The 21,778-nt window shown below is 60.8% G+C and carries 27 protein-coding genes; all 27 read left to right on the forward strand.

Going from position 1 to position 21,778, the window contains the following annotated elements; translation table 11 throughout:
- The first annotated feature begins 10 nt into the window (after positions 1-10).
- Positions 11-307 (forward strand): DUF1364 domain-containing protein, encoded by a 297-nt coding sequence (locus AC2T3R_RS12255; RefSeq protein WP_207869541.1) that lies wholly within the window; start codon positions 11-13, stop codon positions 305-307.
- Entirely contained in the window at positions 304-732 is a 429-nt protein-coding gene (locus tag AC2T3R_RS12260) for a VRR-NUC domain-containing protein (RefSeq protein ID WP_486745189.1), read from the forward strand. The genes AC2T3R_RS12255 and AC2T3R_RS12260 overlap by 4 nt, the downstream gene beginning before the upstream one ends.
- Positions 729-2,018 carry a tyrosine-type recombinase/integrase gene (locus AC2T3R_RS12265; RefSeq protein WP_486745190.1) on the forward strand — a complete coding sequence of 430 codons (1,290 nt, stop codon included), beginning with the start codon at positions 729-731 and terminating at the stop codon, positions 2,016-2,018. The genes AC2T3R_RS12260 and AC2T3R_RS12265 overlap by 4 nt, the downstream gene beginning before the upstream one ends.
- Before the next feature lie 271 nt (positions 2,019-2,289).
- Positions 2,290-2,607 (forward strand): hypothetical protein, encoded by a 318-nt coding sequence (locus AC2T3R_RS12270; RefSeq protein ID WP_486745191.1) that lies wholly within the window; start codon positions 2,290-2,292, stop codon positions 2,605-2,607.
- Positions 2,608-2,619: 12 nt separating this feature from the next.
- A complete protein-coding gene (locus AC2T3R_RS12275) occupies positions 2,620-3,306 on the forward strand; it encodes a hypothetical protein (protein ID WP_486745192.1) in 687 nt (228 codons plus the stop codon).
- 168 nt (positions 3,307-3,474) lie between these two features.
- Entirely contained in the window at positions 3,475-3,867 is a 393-nt protein-coding gene (locus AC2T3R_RS12280; RefSeq protein ID WP_486745193.1) for a hypothetical protein, read from the forward strand.
- An 82-nt stretch (positions 3,868-3,949) separates the two neighbouring features.
- Entirely contained in the window at positions 3,950-4,273 is a 324-nt protein-coding gene (locus AC2T3R_RS12285) for a phage holin, lambda family (protein ID WP_486745194.1), read from the forward strand.
- Positions 4,273-4,611 (forward strand): HNH endonuclease, encoded by a 339-nt coding sequence (locus tag AC2T3R_RS12290; RefSeq protein WP_486745195.1) that lies wholly within the window; start codon positions 4,273-4,275, stop codon positions 4,609-4,611. Before AC2T3R_RS12285 ends, AC2T3R_RS12290 begins: the two co-directional genes overlap by 1 nt.
- 157 nt (positions 4,612-4,768) lie before the next feature.
- Positions 4,769-5,245: a terminase small subunit gene (locus AC2T3R_RS12295; RefSeq protein WP_486745196.1), complete on the forward strand. Its 477-nt coding sequence runs from the start codon at positions 4,769-4,771 to the stop codon at positions 5,243-5,245.
- Positions 5,246-5,248: 3 nt separating this feature from the next.
- Positions 5,249-6,928: a terminase large subunit gene (locus AC2T3R_RS12300; RefSeq protein WP_414814174.1), complete on the forward strand. Its 1,680-nt coding sequence runs from the start codon at positions 5,249-5,251 to the stop codon at positions 6,926-6,928.
- Entirely contained in the window at positions 6,925-7,086 is a 162-nt protein-coding gene (locus AC2T3R_RS12305; protein WP_096426472.1) for a hypothetical protein, read from the forward strand. The genes AC2T3R_RS12300 and AC2T3R_RS12305 overlap by 4 nt, the downstream gene beginning before the upstream one ends.
- Positions 7,079-8,389 carry a phage portal protein gene (locus tag AC2T3R_RS12310; protein WP_486745197.1) on the forward strand — a complete coding sequence of 437 codons (1,311 nt, stop codon included), beginning with the start codon at positions 7,079-7,081 and terminating at the stop codon, positions 8,387-8,389. Before AC2T3R_RS12305 ends, AC2T3R_RS12310 begins: the two co-directional genes overlap by 8 nt.
- A 3-nt stretch (positions 8,390-8,392) precedes the next feature.
- Positions 8,393-9,250, forward strand: coding sequence for a head maturation protease, ClpP-related (locus AC2T3R_RS12315; RefSeq protein WP_486745198.1), 858 nt, complete (start codon positions 8,393-8,395; stop codon positions 9,248-9,250).
- A gap of 2 nt (positions 9,251-9,252) precedes the next feature.
- Positions 9,253-10,437 carry a phage major capsid protein gene (locus AC2T3R_RS12320; protein ID WP_486745199.1) on the forward strand — a complete coding sequence of 395 codons (1,185 nt, stop codon included), beginning with the start codon at positions 9,253-9,255 and terminating at the stop codon, positions 10,435-10,437.
- Positions 10,438-10,485: 48 nt separating this feature from the next.
- Entirely contained in the window at positions 10,486-11,019 is a 534-nt protein-coding gene (locus AC2T3R_RS12325) for a hypothetical protein (protein WP_486745200.1), read from the forward strand.
- 3 nt (positions 11,020-11,022) lie between these two features.
- On the forward strand, positions 11,023-11,364 hold the full coding sequence (locus AC2T3R_RS12330) for a head-tail connector protein (protein ID WP_088512191.1): 342 nt from the start codon (positions 11,023-11,025) through the stop codon (positions 11,362-11,364).
- Positions 11,361-11,687: a head-tail adaptor protein gene (locus AC2T3R_RS12335; protein WP_392545606.1), complete on the forward strand. Its 327-nt coding sequence runs from the start codon at positions 11,361-11,363 to the stop codon at positions 11,685-11,687. Before AC2T3R_RS12330 ends, AC2T3R_RS12335 begins: the two co-directional genes overlap by 4 nt.
- 8 nt (positions 11,688-11,695) lie before the next feature.
- Entirely contained in the window at positions 11,696-11,875 is a 180-nt protein-coding gene (locus AC2T3R_RS12340; protein WP_014591177.1) for a hypothetical protein, read from the forward strand.
- A 3-nt stretch (positions 11,876-11,878) separates the two neighbouring features.
- Positions 11,879-12,454 carry a hypothetical protein gene (locus AC2T3R_RS12345; RefSeq protein ID WP_076402807.1) on the forward strand — a complete coding sequence of 192 codons (576 nt, stop codon included), beginning with the start codon at positions 11,879-11,881 and terminating at the stop codon, positions 12,452-12,454.
- A complete protein-coding gene (locus AC2T3R_RS12350) occupies positions 12,447-12,833 on the forward strand; it encodes a DUF3168 domain-containing protein (protein ID WP_108078273.1) in 387 nt (128 codons plus the stop codon). The genes AC2T3R_RS12345 and AC2T3R_RS12350 overlap by 8 nt, the downstream gene beginning before the upstream one ends.
- A gap of 55 nt (positions 12,834-12,888) precedes the next feature.
- Complete coding sequence (locus AC2T3R_RS12355; protein ID WP_172285192.1) at positions 12,889-13,392, forward strand: hypothetical protein; 504 nt, start codon at positions 12,889-12,891, stop codon at positions 13,390-13,392.
- A 40-nt stretch (positions 13,393-13,432) separates the two neighbouring features.
- On the forward strand, positions 13,433-13,762 hold the full coding sequence (locus tag AC2T3R_RS12360; protein WP_486745201.1) for a hypothetical protein: 330 nt from the start codon (positions 13,433-13,435) through the stop codon (positions 13,760-13,762).
- A gap of 302 nt (positions 13,763-14,064) precedes the next feature.
- Positions 14,065-14,322, forward strand: coding sequence for a hypothetical protein (locus AC2T3R_RS12365; RefSeq protein WP_392545610.1), 258 nt, complete (start codon positions 14,065-14,067; stop codon positions 14,320-14,322).
- A gap of 61 nt (positions 14,323-14,383) precedes the next feature.
- Positions 14,384-17,818 (forward strand): phage tail tape measure protein, encoded by a 3,435-nt coding sequence (locus AC2T3R_RS12370; RefSeq protein ID WP_486745202.1) that lies wholly within the window; start codon positions 14,384-14,386, stop codon positions 17,816-17,818.
- A complete protein-coding gene (locus AC2T3R_RS12375) occupies positions 17,815-18,300 on the forward strand; it encodes a DUF1833 family protein (RefSeq protein ID WP_486745203.1) in 486 nt (161 codons plus the stop codon). Before AC2T3R_RS12370 ends, AC2T3R_RS12375 begins: the two co-directional genes overlap by 4 nt.
- The gene (locus tag AC2T3R_RS12380; protein ID WP_486745204.1) at positions 18,300-18,701 is read left to right on the forward strand and encodes a hypothetical protein; all 402 of its coding nucleotides are present in this window, start codon (positions 18,300-18,302) and stop codon (positions 18,699-18,701) included. Before AC2T3R_RS12375 ends, AC2T3R_RS12380 begins: the two co-directional genes overlap by 1 nt.
- Positions 18,673-21,777, forward strand: coding sequence for a host specificity factor TipJ family phage tail protein (locus AC2T3R_RS12385; RefSeq protein ID WP_486745205.1), 3,105 nt, complete (start codon positions 18,673-18,675; stop codon positions 21,775-21,777). Before AC2T3R_RS12380 ends, AC2T3R_RS12385 begins: the two co-directional genes overlap by 29 nt.
- Position 21,778: the final 1 nt, after the last annotated feature.

A 21,778-nucleotide genomic window follows, 5' to 3' on the forward strand; every position in this document is an offset into this window, starting at 1 on the left:
GAGGCGTCCCGTGCGCCAAACAAAACTGACCAAGGCCGCACGCGGTCGGGAGTGCCAGGTTCGCATCCCGGGTGTGTGCAATGGTAACCCCGAAACCACCGTCCTTGCGCACTACCGCTTGGCCGGCACCTGCGGCGTGGGCAAGAAGCCGCACGACATGCAAGGCGCCTGGTCCTGCAGTGCGTGTCACGACGCCTGTGACGGCCGAAGCCGGGTCGTGGATCGCGACACCGCGCGCCACTACCACGCCGAGGGTGTGATGCGCACCCAGGCGCTGCTGATCAACGAGGGTGTGCTGGTCGCATGAGTGCTCCCGCCCTTCGCCCGTTCAAGGCCAAGAAGCCGAGAGCCAAGCGCATTGACCGCGAGGGGCTGGAGCAGGCCGCCCTGATAGCGGAGATCAAGCTGCGCTATCCCGAGGTGTTCGCGAACCTGCATCACACCCCAAACGGGGGCTACCGGGGCAAAGCTGAGGCGGGACGGCTCAAGGCCCAGGGCACCAAGGCTGGCATTCCTGACCTGCAGCTGACCATGGCGCGAGGCGGGTACTTCGGCCTATTCATTGAATTCAAGGCCACTGTGAAACCTGCGGCGGTATCCCTCGAGCAGCAGGCCTGCATCGGCCGACTGAACGAACAAGGCTACCTGGCCGTTGTGTGCCGGGGGCATTTCGACGCCATGGAGTGCCTGAGGGCGTACCTGGCCCTGCCAAAAACGGAGGTTGCAGCATGACCAATACCGCCGCTGTGAAAATCAGCGATGCAGAGATTCGCCGGCAAGCCGCCGGCCAGGTGCGTGACCTGCGCGCCCTGGGTAACCACGGCCTGTACTTCCGGTTCCACCGTTCCCGTGAGCGAGGGTCCTGGTACCTGATCCACAAGGGCAAGTGGAACCTGATCGGTTCCTACCCTGAGCTGAGCGCTGCCAAGGTGGCCGCTGCGCTGCCGGATATCCGCCTGCGCCTGGAGGCGGGTGAGGGGGCGAGCCTGTCGAGTTGGGTGCTGACCGGCGAACTGCTGGCCTGGTTCGCTGAACGAATGTCCCGGGACCGAAATCTGTCGGGCAAGCGCAAGAGCACGGCCGCGTCGGCGATCAAACAGCACTTGGTGCCGCGCCTCGGACAGATCCCGCTGGCCCAGATCGACAAGGCGCTGCTCGACCGGGAGCTGATGTGGCCGCTGCAGGAGTCGCTGTCGATCGACTACGTGCGGTTGGTCTTCCAGTTGCTGGCCCTGTCGTTCCGCCAGGCGTTCAAGTTGGGCCTGATCAGCTCCAACCCTATGGCCGGCATCCGCTTTGGTGACTTCTCCAAGGCCAAGGTCACGGTCAAGCCATCGCGCCTGCGTGGTGTGCACCTCGAAGACCTGCTGGCCCGCATTAAGAGCACTCTGGCGAACCGCCCCCAGCATGGCGTGCTGGCCCTGATGATGCTGTGCCACGGCACCCGACTGGGCGAAACCCGCCTGGCCCGCTGGAGCCACATCAGCCTGGCCGAACGGGAGTGGTTCATTCCCGCTGAGCACACCAAGACCAGCGTGCAACACCGCCTGCCACTGACCGACCAAGTGCGCTTCCTGCTGATGGCCTACCGCGAGATCCAGCGCAACGAGGGTTACGACGGCGAGTTTCTGTTCCCGGGGCGCCAGGGCAAGCCGATGAGCGAGGCCAAAGCATCAGCCGTGTTCACCGTCATGGGGCGGGGTGAGTGGACGAGTCACGACCTGCGCAAGCTGGCCCGCACCGGCTGGGCTGATCTGGGCGTCGACCACCTGGTGGGTGAGCTGCTGATCAACCACGCCATGGGCCACAACGTGAAGGTGTACATCCAGTCCGACGTGATGGCCCGCAAGCGCGAGGCCCTGGAGAAGTGGCATGCACACCTTGACCAGAAGGGTTTCGAGGCGGTTCACGGCTTGACCGGGGATAGATCGACAGATTCATGGATTCTATCGCAGGCCGCAGAGCGTGCGGGTTTCGACGGACTTCCGATATCCACCATAAGCGAGGATTCGAAATGACTGGAAAGCGGCCAGAGCCAGCCATGCCCGACTTGAACACGATGTCTCCAGCGGCCCGCTCGGCGGCAATGCGCGGCGGGATTGAGAGTTGGGGTTTTATCGGCGGGCTGCCTGGGCAGATCTGCTATCAGGAACAGGTTGATTCGAAGTCGCGCCGGCGCTGCAACTGCGGCTGCGGGCGCCGGGCAACCCATCGGGGGATGGCTAACGGGGTCTGCTTGAAGATGGGGTGTGAGCTGTCGGTGCGGCGCTGGGTAAAGGCGTCCAACGCATGAGGAAGAGCCACGGCCCAGCCTTCAAGAAGGCCGTGATCGAGCTGGAAGAGTGCCCTTTGTGCCGCGGGAGAGCGGTAATCAAGGGTTTGTTTCACGAACTGCCATGCGACCACTGCAACGCCTCGGGCTGGGTAGTGGCTGCAACTGGCGAGGCCCTGGCCCTGGATCAGCTGGTGACCCAGCTCAGCATGGCGCTACAGGCTGCGCACCGACAGATCGAGCAGTTGAAGAAACCTCGGGCATCCGGGCCAGAGGCGACATATCAGGGAAGCAACCGGCGCGGCGCCGGCGGCACCAACTACACCGGGGATTGAGGGGGAAGGACCATGGTTTACAGCAGCGTTTCGGGTGCAGTAGTTGCCGCTCTGGCGGCGGGCGAGAAGGGATCGGCGAAGGCCCAGGCCTGGCAGAAGCTGTACAAATCGGCAGAGGAGGAGGGCGGCTGCCTGGCGTCACTGGGTGGCCGATCGGGCGGTATTGACCGCACCCAAGTCGATTACTGGCTGTCGGCGCGCCTGCACCACATGCTCAAGGGCAGGCACTGGGATGCACTGGTCGCCAAGTACAGCACCAACAAGGCGAACAAGGTTCAGGCGATTACGCTGATCCGGCCACTCATCGCGAGCCCAGCGCCGACACTCTTCATCTACAAGGCGGTGACCGCGTGGGCCATCCCGAAGCTCAAGGGTGCGCGTCGTAAGGCGCCACAATCTGTATCGGTGGATATTCCTCTCGATGCGTCGCCGTGGCGTCGTGAGGCCACGGTGAATGCTGCGGTTGCCGCAGGCAAGGCCGCCAAGAAGCGCATCGAGGCACTCGAAGAAGACGTGATCATCCTGCCGGACAGTTTCTACGACATGAACACCTGGGATCTCGACGCCACGCCGGAGTCCACCCGCCGGCGCTGGAGGCTAGAGATCAACGAGAAGCTTGACGGCATGATCGACGATGCGCTGGCAGAGGTGCGGGTGATTCTGGAGGCCGAAGGGCTGCTGCTGAAAGATGCCGCATGATTGCCTGTTGACATCAGTGAGCGACTGAGCGAAATTATCTCCATCCTGTCATTCCTGCGTGTGTTGAGGAGTGATCACCGAAAGCCCGGCCATTGTGTCGGGCTTTTTGTTTACTGGAGCGCCACTGCTGAATAGAGTGGCCCCTCATCAGCGATGGCGAGGCCAGTTATGTACAACTTTGATGACCTGATTGATGCACTGAAGAAGGTCGAAGCAAAAGCGAGCGAAGTCTCTGCTTGGCATGATAACGACGGAGAGGAAACGTTGAACTCCTTTGCGTTCTCAGGTGTTGGTGGCAAGCGATCTAAAGTCCTTGTTCCTTTGATCAACGAAGTGCTGGAGGTCGCTGATCGGGTTCTGGAGTTTACCCGAGATGACCGCCTGCACCGCACGCAGGCCAACCGGCTCACGGACGCTGGCTTCCTTGTTGATAGTCAAGAGCGAGGCTATGTATCAGTGTACGTTTACCCGACTGAAGAGGCTTTCAATCTAGCTGAGGAAGAAGACGAGCCTTTGCCGGACAAGATGCTACTAATCATCAGCGAGGATTTGGCTGACTGAACCAGTCACTGACCTCTTCCGCCAAAGCCCGGCCTAGTGCCGGGCTTTTTCATATCTGCTCCCCGCAAAGGGAGGAACTGAGATGGCCCATATGCCTGAGAAAGATCCCGGCCTGTGGGCCGCTGTGCTCGCCTGGGTGCTTGCTCACCAGCCTCAGTTGTATGCCGCTGGCCTGTCGGTCGCGATCGCCGCCCTTCGGGTGGTGTACGGCGGCGGCACGCGTCGGCAGATGATCTTGGAGGGCGCGCTCTGCGGCCTCATTACCCTGGCCTTGGTGCCGCTACTCGAATGGATGGGACTGCCTCAGGGCATGGCAACCTTCGCCGGTGGTGCTGTCGGCTTCATGGGTGTGGAGAAGCTGCGCGGCTACTCCGATCTGTTCCTGTCCCGTAAGGCTCAAGGCTGATGGCCAGGCTCAAGACGCTCGGCTCACGCATCAAGGAGAGCGCAGGATCGCGGGTCAAGGTGGTCACACCTGGCAGCTGGCGGAGCGGCATGACCAGCTCCCAACGTGGCTACGATTACCGATGGCAGAAGGCACGGGAGCAGTACCTGCGTGACAACCCGCTGTGCGTCTACTGCGAGCGGAACGGCCGTACAACTGCCGCGAGGGTTGTCGACCACATCGTTGCTCACCGTGGCGACATGGTTCTCTTCTGGGATCAGACCAACTGGCAGAGTCTCTGCAAGCCTTGTCACGACTCCGTCAAGCAGGCCGAGGAGGCGGCGGGGCTGGGTGGCTGACACCTCAGCGGATCGCCGAAACCCGGCGCGGCGAGCTAGAAGCACGCCAGTGACGTGCCTCTAAAGGGTAGGGGGGTAAAAAGCTAGGGATTCTCATCTAGCTAGACCGCCACCGACCCCACGTACACATTTTTTCCCGTTTCAGGAAAAGTTAACCATGGCTTTAACCGACAAGAAGCGGCGGTTTGTTGACGCTTTGTTGTCGGGGGCCTCAAATCGTGAGGCGGCGATTGCTGCCGGATATTCGGAGAAGACCGCGTCGCAAGCGGGCTCCAAGCTAGCCAAGGACCCCGACGTGCTCGCAGAGGTCGGGCGGCGCCTGAAGCAAAAGCAGGCAACCAGCACCGAAGTTAAACCTGCGCGAAAAGTTAAAGCTGAGCATCCGGAATCCGCGCAGCCCGGCGAGGTGTCTCTCACAGAAACCGACGACCCGCGAGCCTTCCTTACTGAGCTGATGAACGCCGAAGGCGCCGACATGCGGATGCGCCTAGAAGCCGCCAAAACGCTCATGCCCTATTCGCACGGCAAGGTCGCCGACCAGGGCAAGAAAGAGCAGAAGGCCGAGGCCGCCAAACAGGTCGGCAAAGGCAAGTACTCCCAGGGCAAGCCACCCCTCTCCGTAGTGAAGAATTGACCTATGCAATGGACAACAGCCTGCCCGGATTGGTGGAGGTGCCTGGCTGCGGGCGAATCAATCATCCCTGAGCCGCTGTTTCCAGACGAAGCTGAAGCCGGCCTCGATGTTTTCAAGGGGCTGAAGATCGTCGATGCCCCGGGCAGTCCTACCATTGAGGCCGCCTGCGCACCTTGGGTCTTGGCGTTCGCCGGGGCCATCTTCGGCAGCTACAACAGCGAGACCGGCGAGCGTCTGATTCGGGAAGTGATGCTGTGCATCCCGAAGAAAAACAGTAAATCTACGATTGCTGCAGGGATCATGCTGACCGCACTGATCCGCAACTGGCGTCTTTCGGCTGAGTTCATCATCCTGGCGCCGACCAAGGAGATTGCCGACAACTCGTTCATCCCGGCCAAGGACATGGTCAACAATGACGATGAGCTGAAAGCGCTGCTGCATGTCCAGCCGCACCTGCGGCTGATCACTCATCGTGAGACCGGCGCCACCTTGAAGGTGGTGGCCGCGGATAGCGATGTGGTTGGCGGCAAGAAGGCGGTCGGCGTCCTAATCGATGAGGCCTGGCTGTTCGGCAAGAACCCCAAAGCCGCTGACATGATCCGCGAGGCCACTGGTGGTCTGCTGTCGCGACCTGAGGGCTTCATCATCTGGTTGACGACCCAGTCGAACGAGCCGCCGGCTGGCGTGTTCCGCTCCAAGCTCAACTACGCACGCGGCGTGCGTGATGGCCGGATCGACGACAACCGCTTCCTGCCGATCATCTATGAGTTCTCTCAAGAGATGATCAAAAGCGGCGAGGCGCGGAAGCCTGAGAACTTCCACCTGGTCAATCCGAACATCGACTACTCCGTCGACCGACCTACGCTTGAGCGCCTGTTTATGCAGGCTGAGCTGGACGGCGAGGCTGAATTGCGCGGCTTCCTGGCCAAGCACCTCAACATCGAGATCGGCCTTGCGCTGATGTCCGATGCTTGGGTCGGGGCAGAGTTTTGGGAGGCCCAGGCTTCAGCGTGGCTCAGCCTCGACGAAATCCTCACGCGGTGCGAGGTCATTGATGTTGGCGGTGACGGCGGCGGTCTTGATGACTTGCTCGGTCTTGCCGTGATGGGCCGGGAGACGGGAAGCCGCAGGTGGTTCCACTGGGCTCACGCCTGGGCGCACCCTTCGGTTCTGGAGCGCCGCAAGTCAGAAGCGCCACGGTTGAGGGACCTAGAAAAAGCAGGCGACATCACCATTGTGGAGCGCATCGGTGATGACGTTGAGCAGTTTGCGGCCATCGTTGCCCGCGTCAATGACACCGGCCTACTCGACAAAGTTGGCCTCGACCCGGCCGGCATCGGGGCAGTACTCGACGCACTAGCGGATGCTGGCGTTGAGGAAGACAAGATCGTGGGCATCTCGCAAGGTTGGAAGCTCACCGGTGCAATCAAAACGACGGAACGCAAGCTGGCCGAGGGCACGCTGCTCCATTGTGGTCAGCCGCTCATGGCCTGGTCCTGCGGAAATGCCAAGGGCGTGCCTTCAGCCAACGCCTTCTTGATCACCAAGCAAGCATCGGGCACCGCAAAAATTGACCCGCTTATGGCTACATTCAACGCCGTTTCGCTACTGAGCCTTAATCCAGAAGGTAGGGGCGGAATGGACAATTTCATGGCAGGCATTCGGGATCCACTGATCGCATGAACGCATTTCATATTTTCATCGCCTGTGCAGTGGTCGCTTTCTGCCTGGCATGCGGCGGGGTCTGGATGCTGGCTGGTACCGGCTGGGCTTTGCTGGCGGGATCACTGAGCTTCTTCTGCATCGCTGGCTTCATCCGTAGAGGGCTTGTCAGTGATTAAAACCCTATCGCAGGCGTTGGGGGCTGCTGCTGCCAAGCCTTCAGCCAGTATGAGTGAATGGCTGGGCAAGACTATCAAGCTGTCGGATGGAGGTTTCTGGAGTGCCTTCAACGGCGCTCAGTCCAGCAGTGGGAAGTCAGTCAGTGTCGATAAGGCCATGCGCCTGTCCACCGTGTGGGCGTGCGTTCGGATTATCTCGACCTCGGTAGCCGGCTTGCCGTTGAGCATCTACCGGCGCATGCCAGATGGCAGTCGCGAGAGCGCTCGGGACTTTCCGCTTTACGACGTGGTGCACACCAGCCCCAACGAAGACATGGCCGCCTTCCACTTCTGGCAGGCCGTCGTCGCTTCGATGCTGCTGTGGGGGAATGCCTATTGCGAGATCCACCGCTCCGCGGGTCGCGTCATCGCCCTGGATTTTCTGATGCCATCGAGAGTCGACCTTGAGTACGACGACGATGGACGACTCAGGTATTTCTTCAGGCCCCGAAAGGGAGCCCGCCGAGAGATCCAGCGGCAGGACATGCTGCACATCCCAGCCTTTACCCTGGATGGCCGAGTCGGGCTTTCTGCTATTCGCTACGGCGCGGATGTATTCGGTTCGGCGATGTCTGCAGACGATGCCGCCAACAGCACCTTCCGCAACGGCATGATGCCCACGGTGGCGTTTTCGGTGGACAAGACGCTCAACCCAGCCCAGCGCGTTGAGTTTCGTGAGTACGTGAAGACGATTTCCGGGGCGTTAAATGCCGGCAAGAGCCCTGTGCTTGAGCAGGGTGTGAAGCCGGAGATGATTGGTATCAACCCCGCCGACGCACAGTTGCTGGAATCGAGAGGGCACAGCATCGAGGAGATCTGTCGATGGTTCGGTGTCCCTCCTTGGATGGTGATGAAGACCGACAAGGGAAGCAACTGGGGCACAGGACTGGAGCAGCAGCAGATCGCGTTTCTCACCTACTGCATCATGTCCTTCACGGCGCCAATTGAGCAGTGTGTGAACAAGTGGTGCATGACGGCTGTTGACCGGATCAAGTTCTATGCCGAGTACTCGCTTGAAGCATTCCTGCGTGCGGATAGCGCAGGCCGTGCGGCCTATCTCAGCACGATGGGGCAGAACGGCTACCTGACTCGAAACGAGGGGCGGCGGAAAGAGAACCTTCCAAGCATGCCTGGTGGCGATGTACTGACCGTGCAATCGAACCTGGTGCCACTGGACCAGCTTGGTAAGCAAAACGATGGTCAGGCCGCCCGGGCCGCACTGATGAACTGGCTGCAAGAGCCGGAAAGCAAATCACGGGAGTAATCCATGAAACACAAGATCCAGTCTCGCGGCCTGCGCAGCGAGATGAGCCCGCGCGCGCTCGACAAATGGAATCCCGCGATCCAGGCGGCCGTTGAAAACACTTCGGACACCATCACGGTGTACGGCGTGATTGGCGAAGACTGGTACGGCGAGGGCGTCACACTGAAGCGGATCGATGCCGCACTGCGTGCCATTGGTGAGCGCGATGTGACCGTCTATATCAACTCGCCAGGCGGCGACATGTTCGAAGGAATCGCCATATACAACCGCCTCCAAGAGCACAGTCATGAGGTCACCACCAAGGTGCTCGGCATGGCGGCCAGCGCTGCCTCGGTCGTTTTCCTGGCTGGCAAGAAGCGAGAGGTGGCCAGCAGTGCCTTCCTCATGATCCACAACTGCTGGACCTGGCTTGCCGGAAATCGCAACTACTTGCGCGACATCGCCAACGACATGGAGGAGTTCGACGCCGCGATGGCCGACCTCTATGCCGAGACCAGCGGGCAGTCGGCGGAGGACATGGCCGAACTGATGGACGACGAAACCTATATCCGTGGAAAGCGTGCCGTGGAGCTTGGCTTGGCCACCGGGCTGTTGTCGTCCACCGAGGTAACCGAGCGCGAAACCGAAGATGCCGCCCAGGCCAATGCACTCAAGGCCATGGATGTAGCCCTGGCCAAAGGTGGCATGACTCGCTCAGAGCGTCGCGAACTGTTCGCCAATTTCAAGTCCGGCATGCCTCGCGCTGCCGGCGGGGGTACGCATAACGCTGCCCCGCCCGATAAGCCTCGCGCTGTCGCGCCAGACCTCTCCGCCTCTCTGAGCGCGGCAACCAACATCCTCAATTCTCTGAAAGGAAAGTGACCATGGACTTTGAAGCCCAAGTCAAGGAACTCAACGCCAGCCTCAAGGGTATCGGCGATCAGATCAAAAGCCAGGCCGAGGCCACCGAGAAGCAAATCAAGGCCTCCGGTGAAATGAATACCGAAACCCGCGCCAAGGTCGATGAACTTCTGACCAAGCAGGGCGAGCTTCAGGCGCGCCTGGGCGAGGCCGAGCAGAAGCTCGTGAACGCCAGTCGCGATCGCAACCATCAGGACGAGCCCCAGAAGTCGGTTGGCGCGCTCGTGATCGAAAGCGAAGAAATGAAGGACATGAATTCGTCCTTCCGCGGCTCTCGTCGTGTCTCAGTGCCGCGCGCGGCCATCACCACCGCTACCGGCGGTGACTTGGTGCAGACTCAGCGCTTGCCAGGGATAATTGCCCCGCCTCAACGCCGACTGACCGTCCGTGACCTGGTTGCACCGGGCACCACCGAATCGAACTCCATCGAGTACGTCCGCGAAACCGGCTTCACCAACAACGCCCGTACTGTGGCGGAGACCACGGCCAAGCCTTACTCCGACCTGACGTTCGGCCTGGCCACTGCGAACGTGCGGACCATCGCCCATTTGTTCAAAGCCAGCCGCCAGATGCTGGACGATGCCAAGGCCCTCCAGAGCTATATCGACGGTCGTGCACGCTATGGACTTAACATGGCAGAAGAAGCTCAGCTGCTTTATGGCAACGGCACCGGCGTGAACCTGCAAGGCCTCATGACCGTTGCTCAACTCTACGCCGCCCCGGCTGGCGTAGCCGTAGTGGGCGAGCAGCGCATTGACCGTCTGCGCCTGGCGCTGCTGCAGGCCGAACTGGCCGAGTTCCCATCCGACGGCATCGTGCTCAACCCGATCGACTGGGCGGCCATTGAGCTGACCAAGGACGGGGAAGGCCGCTACATCATCGGCCAGCCTCAGGAAGGCACCAACCCGAAACTCTGGAATCGTCCTGTGGTTTCTACCCAGGCCATGACCCAAGACGACTTCCTCGTCGGCGCATTCAAGCTCGGCGCGCAGATCTTCGACCGGATGGAAATCGAAGTATTGATCTCGACCGAGAACAGCGACGACTTCGAGAAGAACATGGCGACAATCCGTGCTGAAGAGCGTCTGGCCTTCGCCATTTACCGCGAAGAGGCCTTCGTGACCGGCCAGCTGACCGGCACGCCTTAACTCTTCCGTAATGTGGCGTCAGCAATGGCGCCCTTTAGGAGTACTCCGATGGCACGTAAACAGGAAACACCCGCTACCCCGGTTGAGGCGAAAGACCCGACCGATGCCACTGAATCCAGCGCCGGCCAGACTGAAGGCTCTGGCTCTTCTCCATCACCTATCGCTGCACTCGCGCCAGAACAAGGCGAGGCGGGGGTTCCCGCAGCTGCTTTAGGTCCAGCGGAAGGCTCAGGCGAAGTGACACGAGAAGGACAAGCAACTGCGGGCTCTGGAGTGGATGTAATTGAGCCCGGCCAGGGTGCCGGTGCTGATGTCTCCGCTAATGGCGCCGCCGCCTCCGAAGGCGCGAGCCCAGTAGCTTCAGATTTAACTGATAGCGACCTCGATGCTGATCCGTTGGCCGAAGGCGATCAGGTTGCGGCAAACCTTAATCCAGCGACTCTTCAGATCTATCCGTTGCGGTCGTACATGGATGAAGGCGAGCTTCGTCGTCGCGGCGGTCCAGCGTACACGGTACCCCGCCGCCATGCTGAAGAGCTGGTGCAGCGGAAGCTGGCGTCACTCGAGCCGCTGAAGGAGTAGATGATGTCGGTTATCAGCATGTCCATCGCTCGGCATCATCTCCGGGACCCCGACGATGCTGACGAATACCTGGAGCTCCTGATCGAGGCGGCGGAAGGGCAGGCGATGGACTATCTGAACCGCCGCTTTTATGCCGATCAGCAGGCGCTGGATGAGGCAATCGCTTCCGGCGAGGCTGGCGACTCTCCCATGGTCAGCAACAAGCAGATCAACGCTGCCTGTTTGCTGATCCTCGGCCACCTTTACGCGAACCGTGAGGACGTTGTGATCGGGACCATTGCCACTGAGTTGCCGAAAGGCTCGGTGGCGCTCCTGACCCCTCACCGTATTGGGTGGGGCGTATGAGAGCCGGTCCGCTACGTCACCGTTTTCAGGTGACGTTCCCGCACGAGGAGCGCAACAAGTCCGGGGGCGCCACGCTGACGTGGCTACCCGCTGCTCGCCCCGAAATGTGGGGAGAAATACGGACGCCCAGTGGTCGGGTAGCCCCGATTGCTGAAAAGCTTGAGGCCGTCGTATCTGCCGAGATCATCGCCAGGCCGCGCGCCGACATTGCTGCAGGCTGGCGTGTCACCCGGCGCGGGATCACTTACAGGGTCGAGGCTGTATTGCCTGACAATGAGAACACACTGATGCGGCTACTGTGCTCATCGGTACCCAACCCATGAGGTCAATCATGAAAATCCAAGCATTGGGCCCGCTGACCGGTGCGTCTGGCGAGCGCGAGAAGGGCGAAATCTTTGACGTGAAGAAGGAATATGGCGAAGGCCTGATCGCCCGTGGCTACGCGGTGGAAATCAAAGATCAGCCGGCCGCAACCGAAAAGCCCGCGAAGGCCGCCCAGGCCAAGGAGTAGCTTATGGCTCGCCGCTCGAAGATGCGCGGTGATATCCGCCTTCGGCGAACACTGCGCAACATCCACAAGACCATGGACAACGAGCTGACGCCGGCCATGCGCAACGCGGCTGAGCGCGTCCTGGCCACGCAGCAGCAGTTGATGCCGAAGGACACAGGAGCAGCCGCCGCCGCGCTGAAAATCTATGTCGCTCCTAGCGGCTTGGATGCCCAGATCGGCATTCGCGGTAAGCGCGATAACCGACGCTTCTTTTACTTGCGCTTCATCGAGTACGGGACCAAGGGCTATTCGGGCAAGATCTACCAGAGGGCCGACCGCAATGCTGTAGGCGGTGTGCATACCAAGAACCGCGACACGATGCAGCTCAGGGGGCGCCGCAACGCCATACGGCAGCGCGCGGTCAAGAACAAGTCCGATGGTCAGCACTTCTTCGGTAAGTACCCGGATATTCCGGCTAGGCCAGCGCACCCGTGGCTGCGCCCCTCGATGGACGTGAACCGCGAGTACGTGATGGCCGATATCGAAGTGGCAGTGCGCCGTACGCTCCGCAAGGCAAGCCAAGGGGTGGGCAATGGCTGATCCATCGCTAGCCCTGCAGGAGGCCATCTTCGCCAGGCTTCAAGCTGAGGTGAATTGCCCCATCTACGACGGTGCGCCGTTGAATGCGGATATGCCGTATGTGTCCATCGACCGGGAGGTATCGGTCAACAGCAGCCCAATCTCTGGCCGTAAGCGCGAAACACGTCTGCTGTACCTCTCGGTCTGGTCCGATGCCGTTGGCCAGGCCGAGGTGAAGCGTATCAACGGCGAGGTTATCGCCGCCTTGGATGAGCGCCGCCTGCCTCTGGAAGTCGGTCGTGCCGTCTCCGTTCGAGTTGAGCAGGCCGACGCCCAGCGCGATGCAGACGGCATCACCTACCAGGGCTCGATTACCGTCCGTGTAATCACCACCCACTGAATCACCCACTGGCCGCGCTGCGGCTTCTATCCAACGTGGCTTTGGAGGATCACCCATGCCCGCAGAAGACAACCTCAATACAGCCGCCGGCTGCCGCCTCTTCATTGGCAGCAAGACCGGGGCGACCACCAAAACCGAGTTCGAGGCCGACACCTATGTGCGTGTTGGTGAAATCGAAGACCTCGGCGAGTTCGGCGACACCTTCAGCAGCGTGACCTTCACGTCGCTCGAGGACGGCCGTGTGCGCAAGTACAAGGGCACGGCCGACGCCGGTGACATGACCATGACCGTGGGCCTGGATAACGGTGATGCTGGCCAGAACGCCGTCAAGACCGCCCACAAGGATCGCAGCAAGGGCGATTACAACATCAAGGTAACCCTCAACGATGGCGACCCTGATGCATCCCCGGCAATCAGCCCGACCACGTTCTACTACCGTGCGAAGGTGATGAACAACACCGTTGCGGCCGGCGCCGCTGACAACGTGGTTCGCCGCAACATCACCTTTGGCATCAACTCGGAAATCCTCGAGCTGCTGCCGGCCCCTGTCACCCCATAAGCGCCCAGGGCTTTGGCCCCGGCCTCACAGGACTTGATCCATGAACAACACGCTGTACGGCACCGTTACCGTCAAGCTGGGTGATGAAGAGTTCACCCTTACCCCAACCCTGAAGGCTGTGCGGGCAATCGAGAGCCGCTATGGCGGCCTACGCGGGGCTTCCCAGGCGATCAACTCGCTCAGCGTCGACGGTTGCGCCGCCATTCTGGTGGCAGGTGCCGGCCTGGACGACAAAGCTGCCAAGGCAGTGCCAGAGCAAGTCTGGCAGCACGGCGTTCTCGATGTGTCGACGCAGCTGAACGCCTACCTGGTCGCGTTGTACAACCCGCGCGGCAAAGAGCTGGGAAACGATCAGGCCGGGACGGCGTAAGCGTCATCGAAGACGGAAGTTACGTTGACCGGCTGTACTCGATCGCAACGGGCTGGCTTGGCTGGCAGCCCGACGTGGCCTGGCGAACGCCGCTACCCGAGCTCTTCATGGCGTTGGATGCCAGGCTTGAGTGGTCGCAGATGACCAATCCCTTCGGCAAAGGAAGGGCCCAGGGGGCCAAGCCGAAACCCAGCGCCTCAGCTGTTGCTGACAAGCTTCGGCAGGCACTCACAGGGAGAAAAGCTGCTTGAGCCTTCTGCGGTGGGGGTATCCTATCCCTGATTCAGTTTGGGAATGGAACTATGCAGCTACTTATTCTTCTGGCGCTACTTGTGATCATTGTCCTGATTGCTCCTTGGATGATCGCGATTATTGCGGCAGTTGTAGTCGCCGGCGGCGCTGCGTTTGCCATTTTTGGCATTGCCGCGGCGCTGGTTCTCGGCGCCACAGCGCTGTGGCTACGCCATGCTTATGATCCTGTAAAGCAACAGGAACGCCTTGAAAAGCGAGCAAAAAAGCTTACAGATGCTGCTAACAGAGCCAACAAAAAGCCTGAATGAGAGCAGCGGTCACTGTTCATGAGCCCAGCGATGCTGGGCTTTTTTTTGCCTGGAGATCGGCATGGCAGATTCAGACATCCAGGGGATGCTGGTTCGAATTGAAGCGACCACTGCTCAGCTCCGGTCGGAAATGTCGAAAGCAGAATCCTCGGTAGCGCAGGGCGCTACGGCAATTGACCGAAGCCTTGCTCGAATTGACGAGGGGTTCGATCGGGCGGCGGAAAGCGCGCAAAGTGCAGGCGCCCTGATCAAGAATGCTCTAGCTGTGGCAGTGGGAACTGCATCCGTACGGTCCATCATTGATGTAGCCGACTCCTACTCACAGATGTCTGACCGAATGGGGCTGGCGACATCCAGCGTCAACGAATACAACCTTGTGCAGGACAGGTTGCTAGAAACGGCCAAACGTACGTATCGCCCATTGAGTGAGACTCAAGAGCTGTACATCCGGACGGCGGACAGCCTCAAGTCGATGGGATACAACACCAGTCAAGCACTGGATGTGATGGACAGCTTCAGCTTCCTGCTTGTGACCAACTCGGCTACCACTGACAAAGCCGCCTCTGCAATCGATGCATATTCCAAATCGCTGCAGACCGGTAAGGTAGAAGCTGATGGTTGGCAATCGATCCTGGCGGCTATGCCAACCATCGTAGATACCCTTGCAAAGGCGACTGGCAAGAGCTCCGAGGAAATCCGCTCTCTCGGGGCAGAGGGTAAGCTCAGCCTTGACATCCTCACCGAAGGGCTGCAGAAGTCGGCACAGGCCAACGGAGAACTGGCTGACAGCATGGGCGTAGCAGTACGTGATGCGTTGCAGAATCTCAGCAATGCTTTCACTGTTTACATCGGTCGCCTCAATGAAACCACTGATGGAACTGGGATCTTGGCCCAGGGTATCAGCGTCATCGGAGACAATTTCGAATCGCTCGCGAACATCGCTGGTGTCGTAGCTGTAGGTGCCCTCGCCGGTTACACCCGAAGTCTTGCGGGTGGTGCCGTAGCCTCACTTGCGGCGACCAAGAGTGCTATCTCCGACGCCATCGCACGGAAGGCTCAGGCGACTGCTGTGTTGCTTGCTGCCCAGGCTGAGCAACAGAAGGCTCAAACAGCAGTGTTTCTTGCCGAGAAAGAGGCAGTTGCAGCGCGCGGGACTGCTGTACAGACCCAGATGTCCCTTCAACTCGCTGAGGCGAGGATGCTTGAAACTCAAGCCACGAATGCAGTGGCTGCCGCCCAAGCAACTGTCAGTCGTGCCTCTCTAGGGGTCATGGGCGTGCTTGGGGGGCCTGTAGGTATAGCGGCCTTGGCAATCGGTGCCGCAACTGCTTTCCTCACCCTGCGTGACAACACGAGCGTCCTTGAGCAGAAGCTTGGCGACCTCAACGATCCTATTGACCAGCTGGTTGAGCGTTTCAATAAGCTGAACCGCGCCACTCAGTCCGTTACGCTCCGGGAGCTGAAAGCTTCGATTGAAGATGCCGAGAGCGAGCTGACAACTGCCGCCGGATCGATCGCATTCGAATTTCAGAGCAGCCTCACGAATGCAGGATTGGCTGGTGCGTCAGGGTTCATGGGCGGGATTGCACCGCTACCGGCCGAGTTCCAGGCGGCGATGGACATCGTCAAGAAAGCCTCAGCCGACCAGGCTGCGGGAATGGCTGTAGATTGGAAGGACGTTACAGATCGAATCAGGGAGGTTCCAGGCGTCACCGCTGAAATGGCCGATGCGCTGGAGGAAAGCGGCGGTGCGGCGACCGAGAAAGCAGAAGTAATCAATCGTCTCAAGCAGGCCATGGCCGAGCTTACCGGTGAGACAGACGCCAATACGAGGGCCGAGAGGGAGAACGCAGCGGCCCGCGCAACAACCGCCAAGGAAACCCAGAAGTATCTCGATCAGCAGCTGAAGCAGCTTGCTTCCGCTCAGGACAAGACATTCACCGCCGCTGCTAATCGCTACATCTCCGAGCAAACGAACCTGACCGAAGGCCAAAAGGCAGCGATCCTGTCGGTCGCTGCGGCGCGTGACGCGCAGAAGAAGGCCGATGACGACGCGGCGAAGGCGGGCAGGAAGAAGGCCTCCGAGGCTGAGCAGTCAGCGAAAAAGCAGCTCAAGGATTTCGAGTCAACGGAGGAAGGTTACAAACGCCAGATCAAGCTGATCAATACCACGGGCGACAAGCAGAAGGACGCCTCCGAGGTAGCCAAGCTGTCCTTCGAGTTGCAGGAGGGCAAGCTCGGCAACCTGTCGAAGGTCCAGCAGAAACGGCTGCTTGAGCTGGCTGCTGAACTGGATGCGCTGAACAAAATCAAGAAGGCCAACGAGGACGACTTGAAACTCAGCGCCTTCAGGGCGGCCCAGCAGGCCGGGACTCAGACGGTTGCGAACGGATATGCTCAGGAGCTGGCCGGCATCGGCATGGGCGACAAGGCCCGCGACCGTATGCGCGCTGACCTGGCGCTGCGCCAGAAGTACGTGGAAGACCTCCAGACCCTGAATGAGCAGCGAAACACCGGGCAGCTTGCCCCAGAGCTGTACGCCAGCGAAACACTGGTACTTCAGGAAGAACTCGGCAAACGGCTCCAGGCGCAGCAGGACTTCTACGCGGCGGTAGATGAGCAGCAATCCAACTGGATGAACGGGGTGCATGAGGCCTGGGCAAACTTCGCTGACGATGCGCAGAACTACTCTGCCCAGGCAGCAGATGCCACCACGAACATCTTGGGAAGTGCTCGAAGCGAACTGAGCACCTTCATGACTGATGTTGCTACAGAGACTGAAAGTGCTGGTGATGCTCTGGGCAACATGCTCAGCGGCTTTGCTGAATCGGTGCTCAATGCGCTGGCGGACATGGCCGCGCAGTGGCTCATTTACCAAGGGGTTCAGCTGCTCGTTGGCAAGACCACCCAGGCGAGCGCTGCGGGAATGATGGCGGCGAATGCCCAGGCGACAGCGCTGCAGGCCGGCCTGGCTGCATTTGCCTCTACTGCGGCAATTCCAATCGTTGGCCCGGCTCTGGCACCAGGTGCAATGGCCACAGCGCTCACTATCGCCAACCCGCTGGCTTCGGCCGTGGGCATGACCGCGATGTCGGGTGTGGGCTTCATGGATGGCGGCTACACGGGACACGGACGCAAGGATGAGGTCGCCGGCCCGGTGCACCGCGGCGAGTACGTGTTCGATGCTGAGGCTACCGCGCGCATTGGAGTAGGCACGCTGGAAGCCATCAGCGACGGTCGTGCCGCCTTCGTTGGTGGGCCGGGCAGTTCTTCGGCGGCCACTGCTGATTCAGTGCCCTCGACCAGCCCGGCGCCGGTTCAGCCTGCGCCTCAGGTCAACCTGTATGAGGATGCCAGTCGCGCAGGGCAAGTTCAGATGTCAACGGGTCCGGATGGTCGTCAGATCCTTGATATCTGCGTGGCAAACATCCGGCAAGGCGGCGTGCTGGCCAAGGCCTATGAGCAAACCTATGGGGCAAAAAGGGTAGGGCGATGACCGCGATTGCAACGCTGTATGCCTCTGGCGGCAAGGCGTGGATCATTCCGACCCTTGAGCTTCGCTGTCCAGCCTGGCCGGCGCCTATCTACCTCTGTGCTGGCTTCGACGATGTGTTGGCCACCCTCGAGACAGGGGCCAAGGTGAAGTTCATCGCCGCAGCGTTCGATGCAGCGCTGCCCAAGCGCGACGACAGTGGTAGCCAGACGCTGACCTTTGCCATCGACAACGTCACCGGCGTAGCGCAGCAGCTGCTCGATCAGGCGCTGGAGGCCCGGCAGAAGATCACTCTGGTGTTCCGGATCTTCCTGTCATCCGACCTGTCCGCACCTGCAGAGAAGCCGTACCGGATGACGGTGCTCAGCGGGTTCATGGAAGGGGCCAGCGTGCAACTGCAGGCTGGCTACTCCGACTACATCAATTTGGCCTGGCCAAGGCGCAAGTACACCTTGAGTTTCGCCCCCTGCCTTAGGTACGTGTGATGTTTGAAAGCTACTTGGCCGCCACCTACGAGGATGGCGGGCGCGGTCCTGCGCGCTTCGATTGCTGGGGAATGGCCAGAGCGGTGCGTCATGAGATTTACGGCCTGCGGCTGCTACCGAGCTGGGGCTATGTCCGAAACACCATGCCGATGGAGTTCACCCGAGCGGTCAACCATGAAGCCGTTGGCATGGAGCGCTGCGAGCCGGAGGTCGGCGCTATCGCCTGCGTCTGGCGGGGCGATATCTGCATCCACGTTGCGCTGATCGTTGAGGCCGAAGGCCGGCTGCATGGCCTGGAGATGAAGCCCACCGGGGCGACCATCAAACCGCTTCGGCGATTTCAAGAGCAGTACCTGAAAGTGAGCTATCACCGTGATCGAATTCTACCCGAGCAAGCTTGAGGGCTCCCCCCTGGAGCGCCACAGAACTGACAAGGTGATGACGATCGAGGGCTGGCTGCAGCGCAATGTGCCAGGGTATGTGCCGCGTGCGTCGCCGCCCATCAGCATTGAGGTGAACGGGGTTTTCATTTCGCCTGAGCATTGGGGCAAGGTCGAGTTTTCCCCGGTGGATACAGTCCGCATCTACCCAGAGCCCAAGGGCACAGGCCTTGAGGTGGCTGTGTGGGCGGTGGTGGCGGCCGTGGTGGCGGTCGGCGTCATCATGCTCACCCAGAAGCCGCTGGCCACCCCGACGAACAAGTCGCAAAAGGGGCAAAGCCTCAACCTGGCGAAGACCACCGGCAACCAAGTGAAAGTGGGCGACATAATCCGGGAGGTCGCCGGTCGCACGCGAATTTTCCCCGACTACCTGGTACCGCCTCGGCACTACTTCGCCAACGAGACGGAGCAGTGGGTGGAAATGCTGCTGTGCGTTGGCGTGGGTGAGTTTGAGATAAACCCCACCGACGTGAAGATCGGCGATACCCCGATCGCATCGCTCGGTAGCACCGCGCGGTACCGGATCTACGGTCCAGGCGAGTCGCTGGCTGATGAGCCGGCCCGGCTCTGGTGGCACAACTCCACCGAGGTTGGTTCAACCAGCACCGGCGGGGCGGGGCTCACGCTCACGACCACCACCACCGTTGCCCAGCAGTTCACGGGCGAATCGGTGTTGGTTGCCGACCATGTGCTGACCGTTCCGGAGGGAGCTGGCGGGTTCCCGCTCGGCTGGGACAGCGGAATGATCGCTCGCATCGAGGTGCCGTACCCGTACACGTTCACCGCGCCGGTTGATGGCAGCGCGAGTGTAGTCAGCGGCCCGCATCTGCCCATGCTTCTGCCGTTTGTAGGCATGCGCATCGAGATTTCGGGTGCCAACGCGGGTGAATACGTGGTGGCCAGCTATACGCCGGAAGTGCCGGGCACTCCGGCAGTGCCCGGTAGCGCCTCCATGGCCACGGGTAGCGCTGCGCCGACGCGCTTCGACTTCAATGTGACGCCGCTGAGCTTTACGGTTTCTCGGGGAGCCAGTGATTTCCCCGTTGCTCTGACCACGGCGACCACCGATTTGACTGGGCTGGTCACGGCGGTGAACGCTGCCTTGGCAGGCACGCCGCTGTCGGCCAGCGCCTCCGGCGGGCGCCTGAGGATTGCTGAGCAGGCCGCGCCGTACACCGGCACCGGCCTGACCATCACCGGTGCAGTCGTGGACATCATGGGGACGAGCCCAGTGTTTGCGACGGGCGTGAAGTCTGAGGCCGCAACGGATGGGCTGGATGCCTCGATGACCATGGCGTATGACGGCGGCGCTCCCGCTGTCGGCCTGCAGACCGGTGAACTGCTTTCATCGATCGGCTATCGCGACATGCGTTACCGGATCACGGAAGTTTCGGATGATTCCGTGGACGATGACAGCGAGACCCCGGAAGACGAGAGCCATGGGCCTTCAGCGATCACAGTCGTCCGCCTGACCGACACCGGTTCGGTTGACGATGAGTGGGATGGGTTCGACGCGATCCAGAGCAATGGCGTAAGCGCCGTGCTGGACGGGTCAACCACTGAAGGCGACTGGGCGGGGTCGTTCGTGGTCTGCCCAGAGGGCGAGGCTGTACGCCGGGTGGAGCTGGACTTCTTCTTCCCGAGCGGCCTGATCCGCTACACCGAGAAGAACGGCAACCAGCGTCAGGTCAGCGTGAAGGTCGAGGCGCAATACCGCGATGCCAGCACGGCAGGTGACTGGACCTCCGTTTTCTGGACCTTCACTGCAACCCGCCGAGATCAGATCGCTTTCACCCGAGCGGTAACCTTCCCGACCTACATGCGCGGGGAAATGCGGGTCCGCCGAATCGGTGAAGAGTCTACTGCCAACACCAAGCAGGACCGTGTGCAGTGGTATGGCATGCGCGCCAGAATCGACAAGGCGCCGTTGCGCTACCCCGGCGTGACGGTGATCGCTGTGTATGCCCGGGGCGGTACCAAGCTGTCAGCGCAGTCCGAGAGTCAGGTATCAGTGATTGGCACGCGGAAGCTGCCGGTGCTGGTCGATGGCACCTGGTCCGCGCCGACAGCTACCAGGGACATCGCACCCTGGGTTCACTACGTCGCGGAGGATGCGGGCGCCACTGACGACGATCTGGATATCGAAGAGTTCGTGCGCCACGGGGCTACTTGGCAAAGTCGGGGGGACTACTTCGACTTCGCAGTAGAGGAAGCAGGCACGGTCAAGGACGCCCTGAACGATGCGTTGAAGGCCGGGTTTGCGAAGTTCACGCTTGAGCGCGGACGGATCACGCCCGTGCGCGATGAGCTGCGCACCCAGATCGGCAAGATGTACACGCCGCAGAACATGACCAGTTCCTTGAAGCGTGCGTTCACACTGCCGGCACCGGATGACTACGACGGGGTGCTTATCAAGTACCGGGACGGGAACACCTGGGCGGAAGAAACGGTGAAGTGCAAGCTGGACGGTGATGCATTCATCAGAGTCGAGGAAATCACGCTCGATGGCGTCACTGACCGCGATCGTGCCTGGCGGTATGGCATGCGGCAGCGCCGGGCGCAGGTCTACCAGACCAAAAGCTACAGCTGGAGCACCGAGCTCTCGGCGCTCAATAGCGGTTACCTCAGCTATGACGCTGTGGCAGATGACATTCCGGGGTACGCCCAGTCCGCGGTAATGGTTGATTGTTCCCATGGAGAGGGGCCGGTGATCGTAGAAAGCAGCGAGCCGTTCACTTGGGAGGCCGGGAAGACCCATGTGCTCGCAGTTCGCAGGCCTGATGGTTCTGTTAGCGGGCCATGGGCTGCAGCGCGCCTGGACGACTACAGAGTAATCATCCCGACGATTGATTTCGAACCGGATCTTTCCCTGGAGTTTGAGCCGCCGCACTTGCTGTTCGGCGTCTCGAACAGGTGGTGCTACCCGGTCCTCATCACATCCATCGAGCCGGGTGATTACTCGGCGGATATGGAGGCGGTCAACTACGACGCGCGTGTCTACGCGGATGACGACAACTTTGCACCTGAGGATGCTTGAG

The organism is Pseudomonas sp. PVC-5-1 (assembly GCF_057444345.1).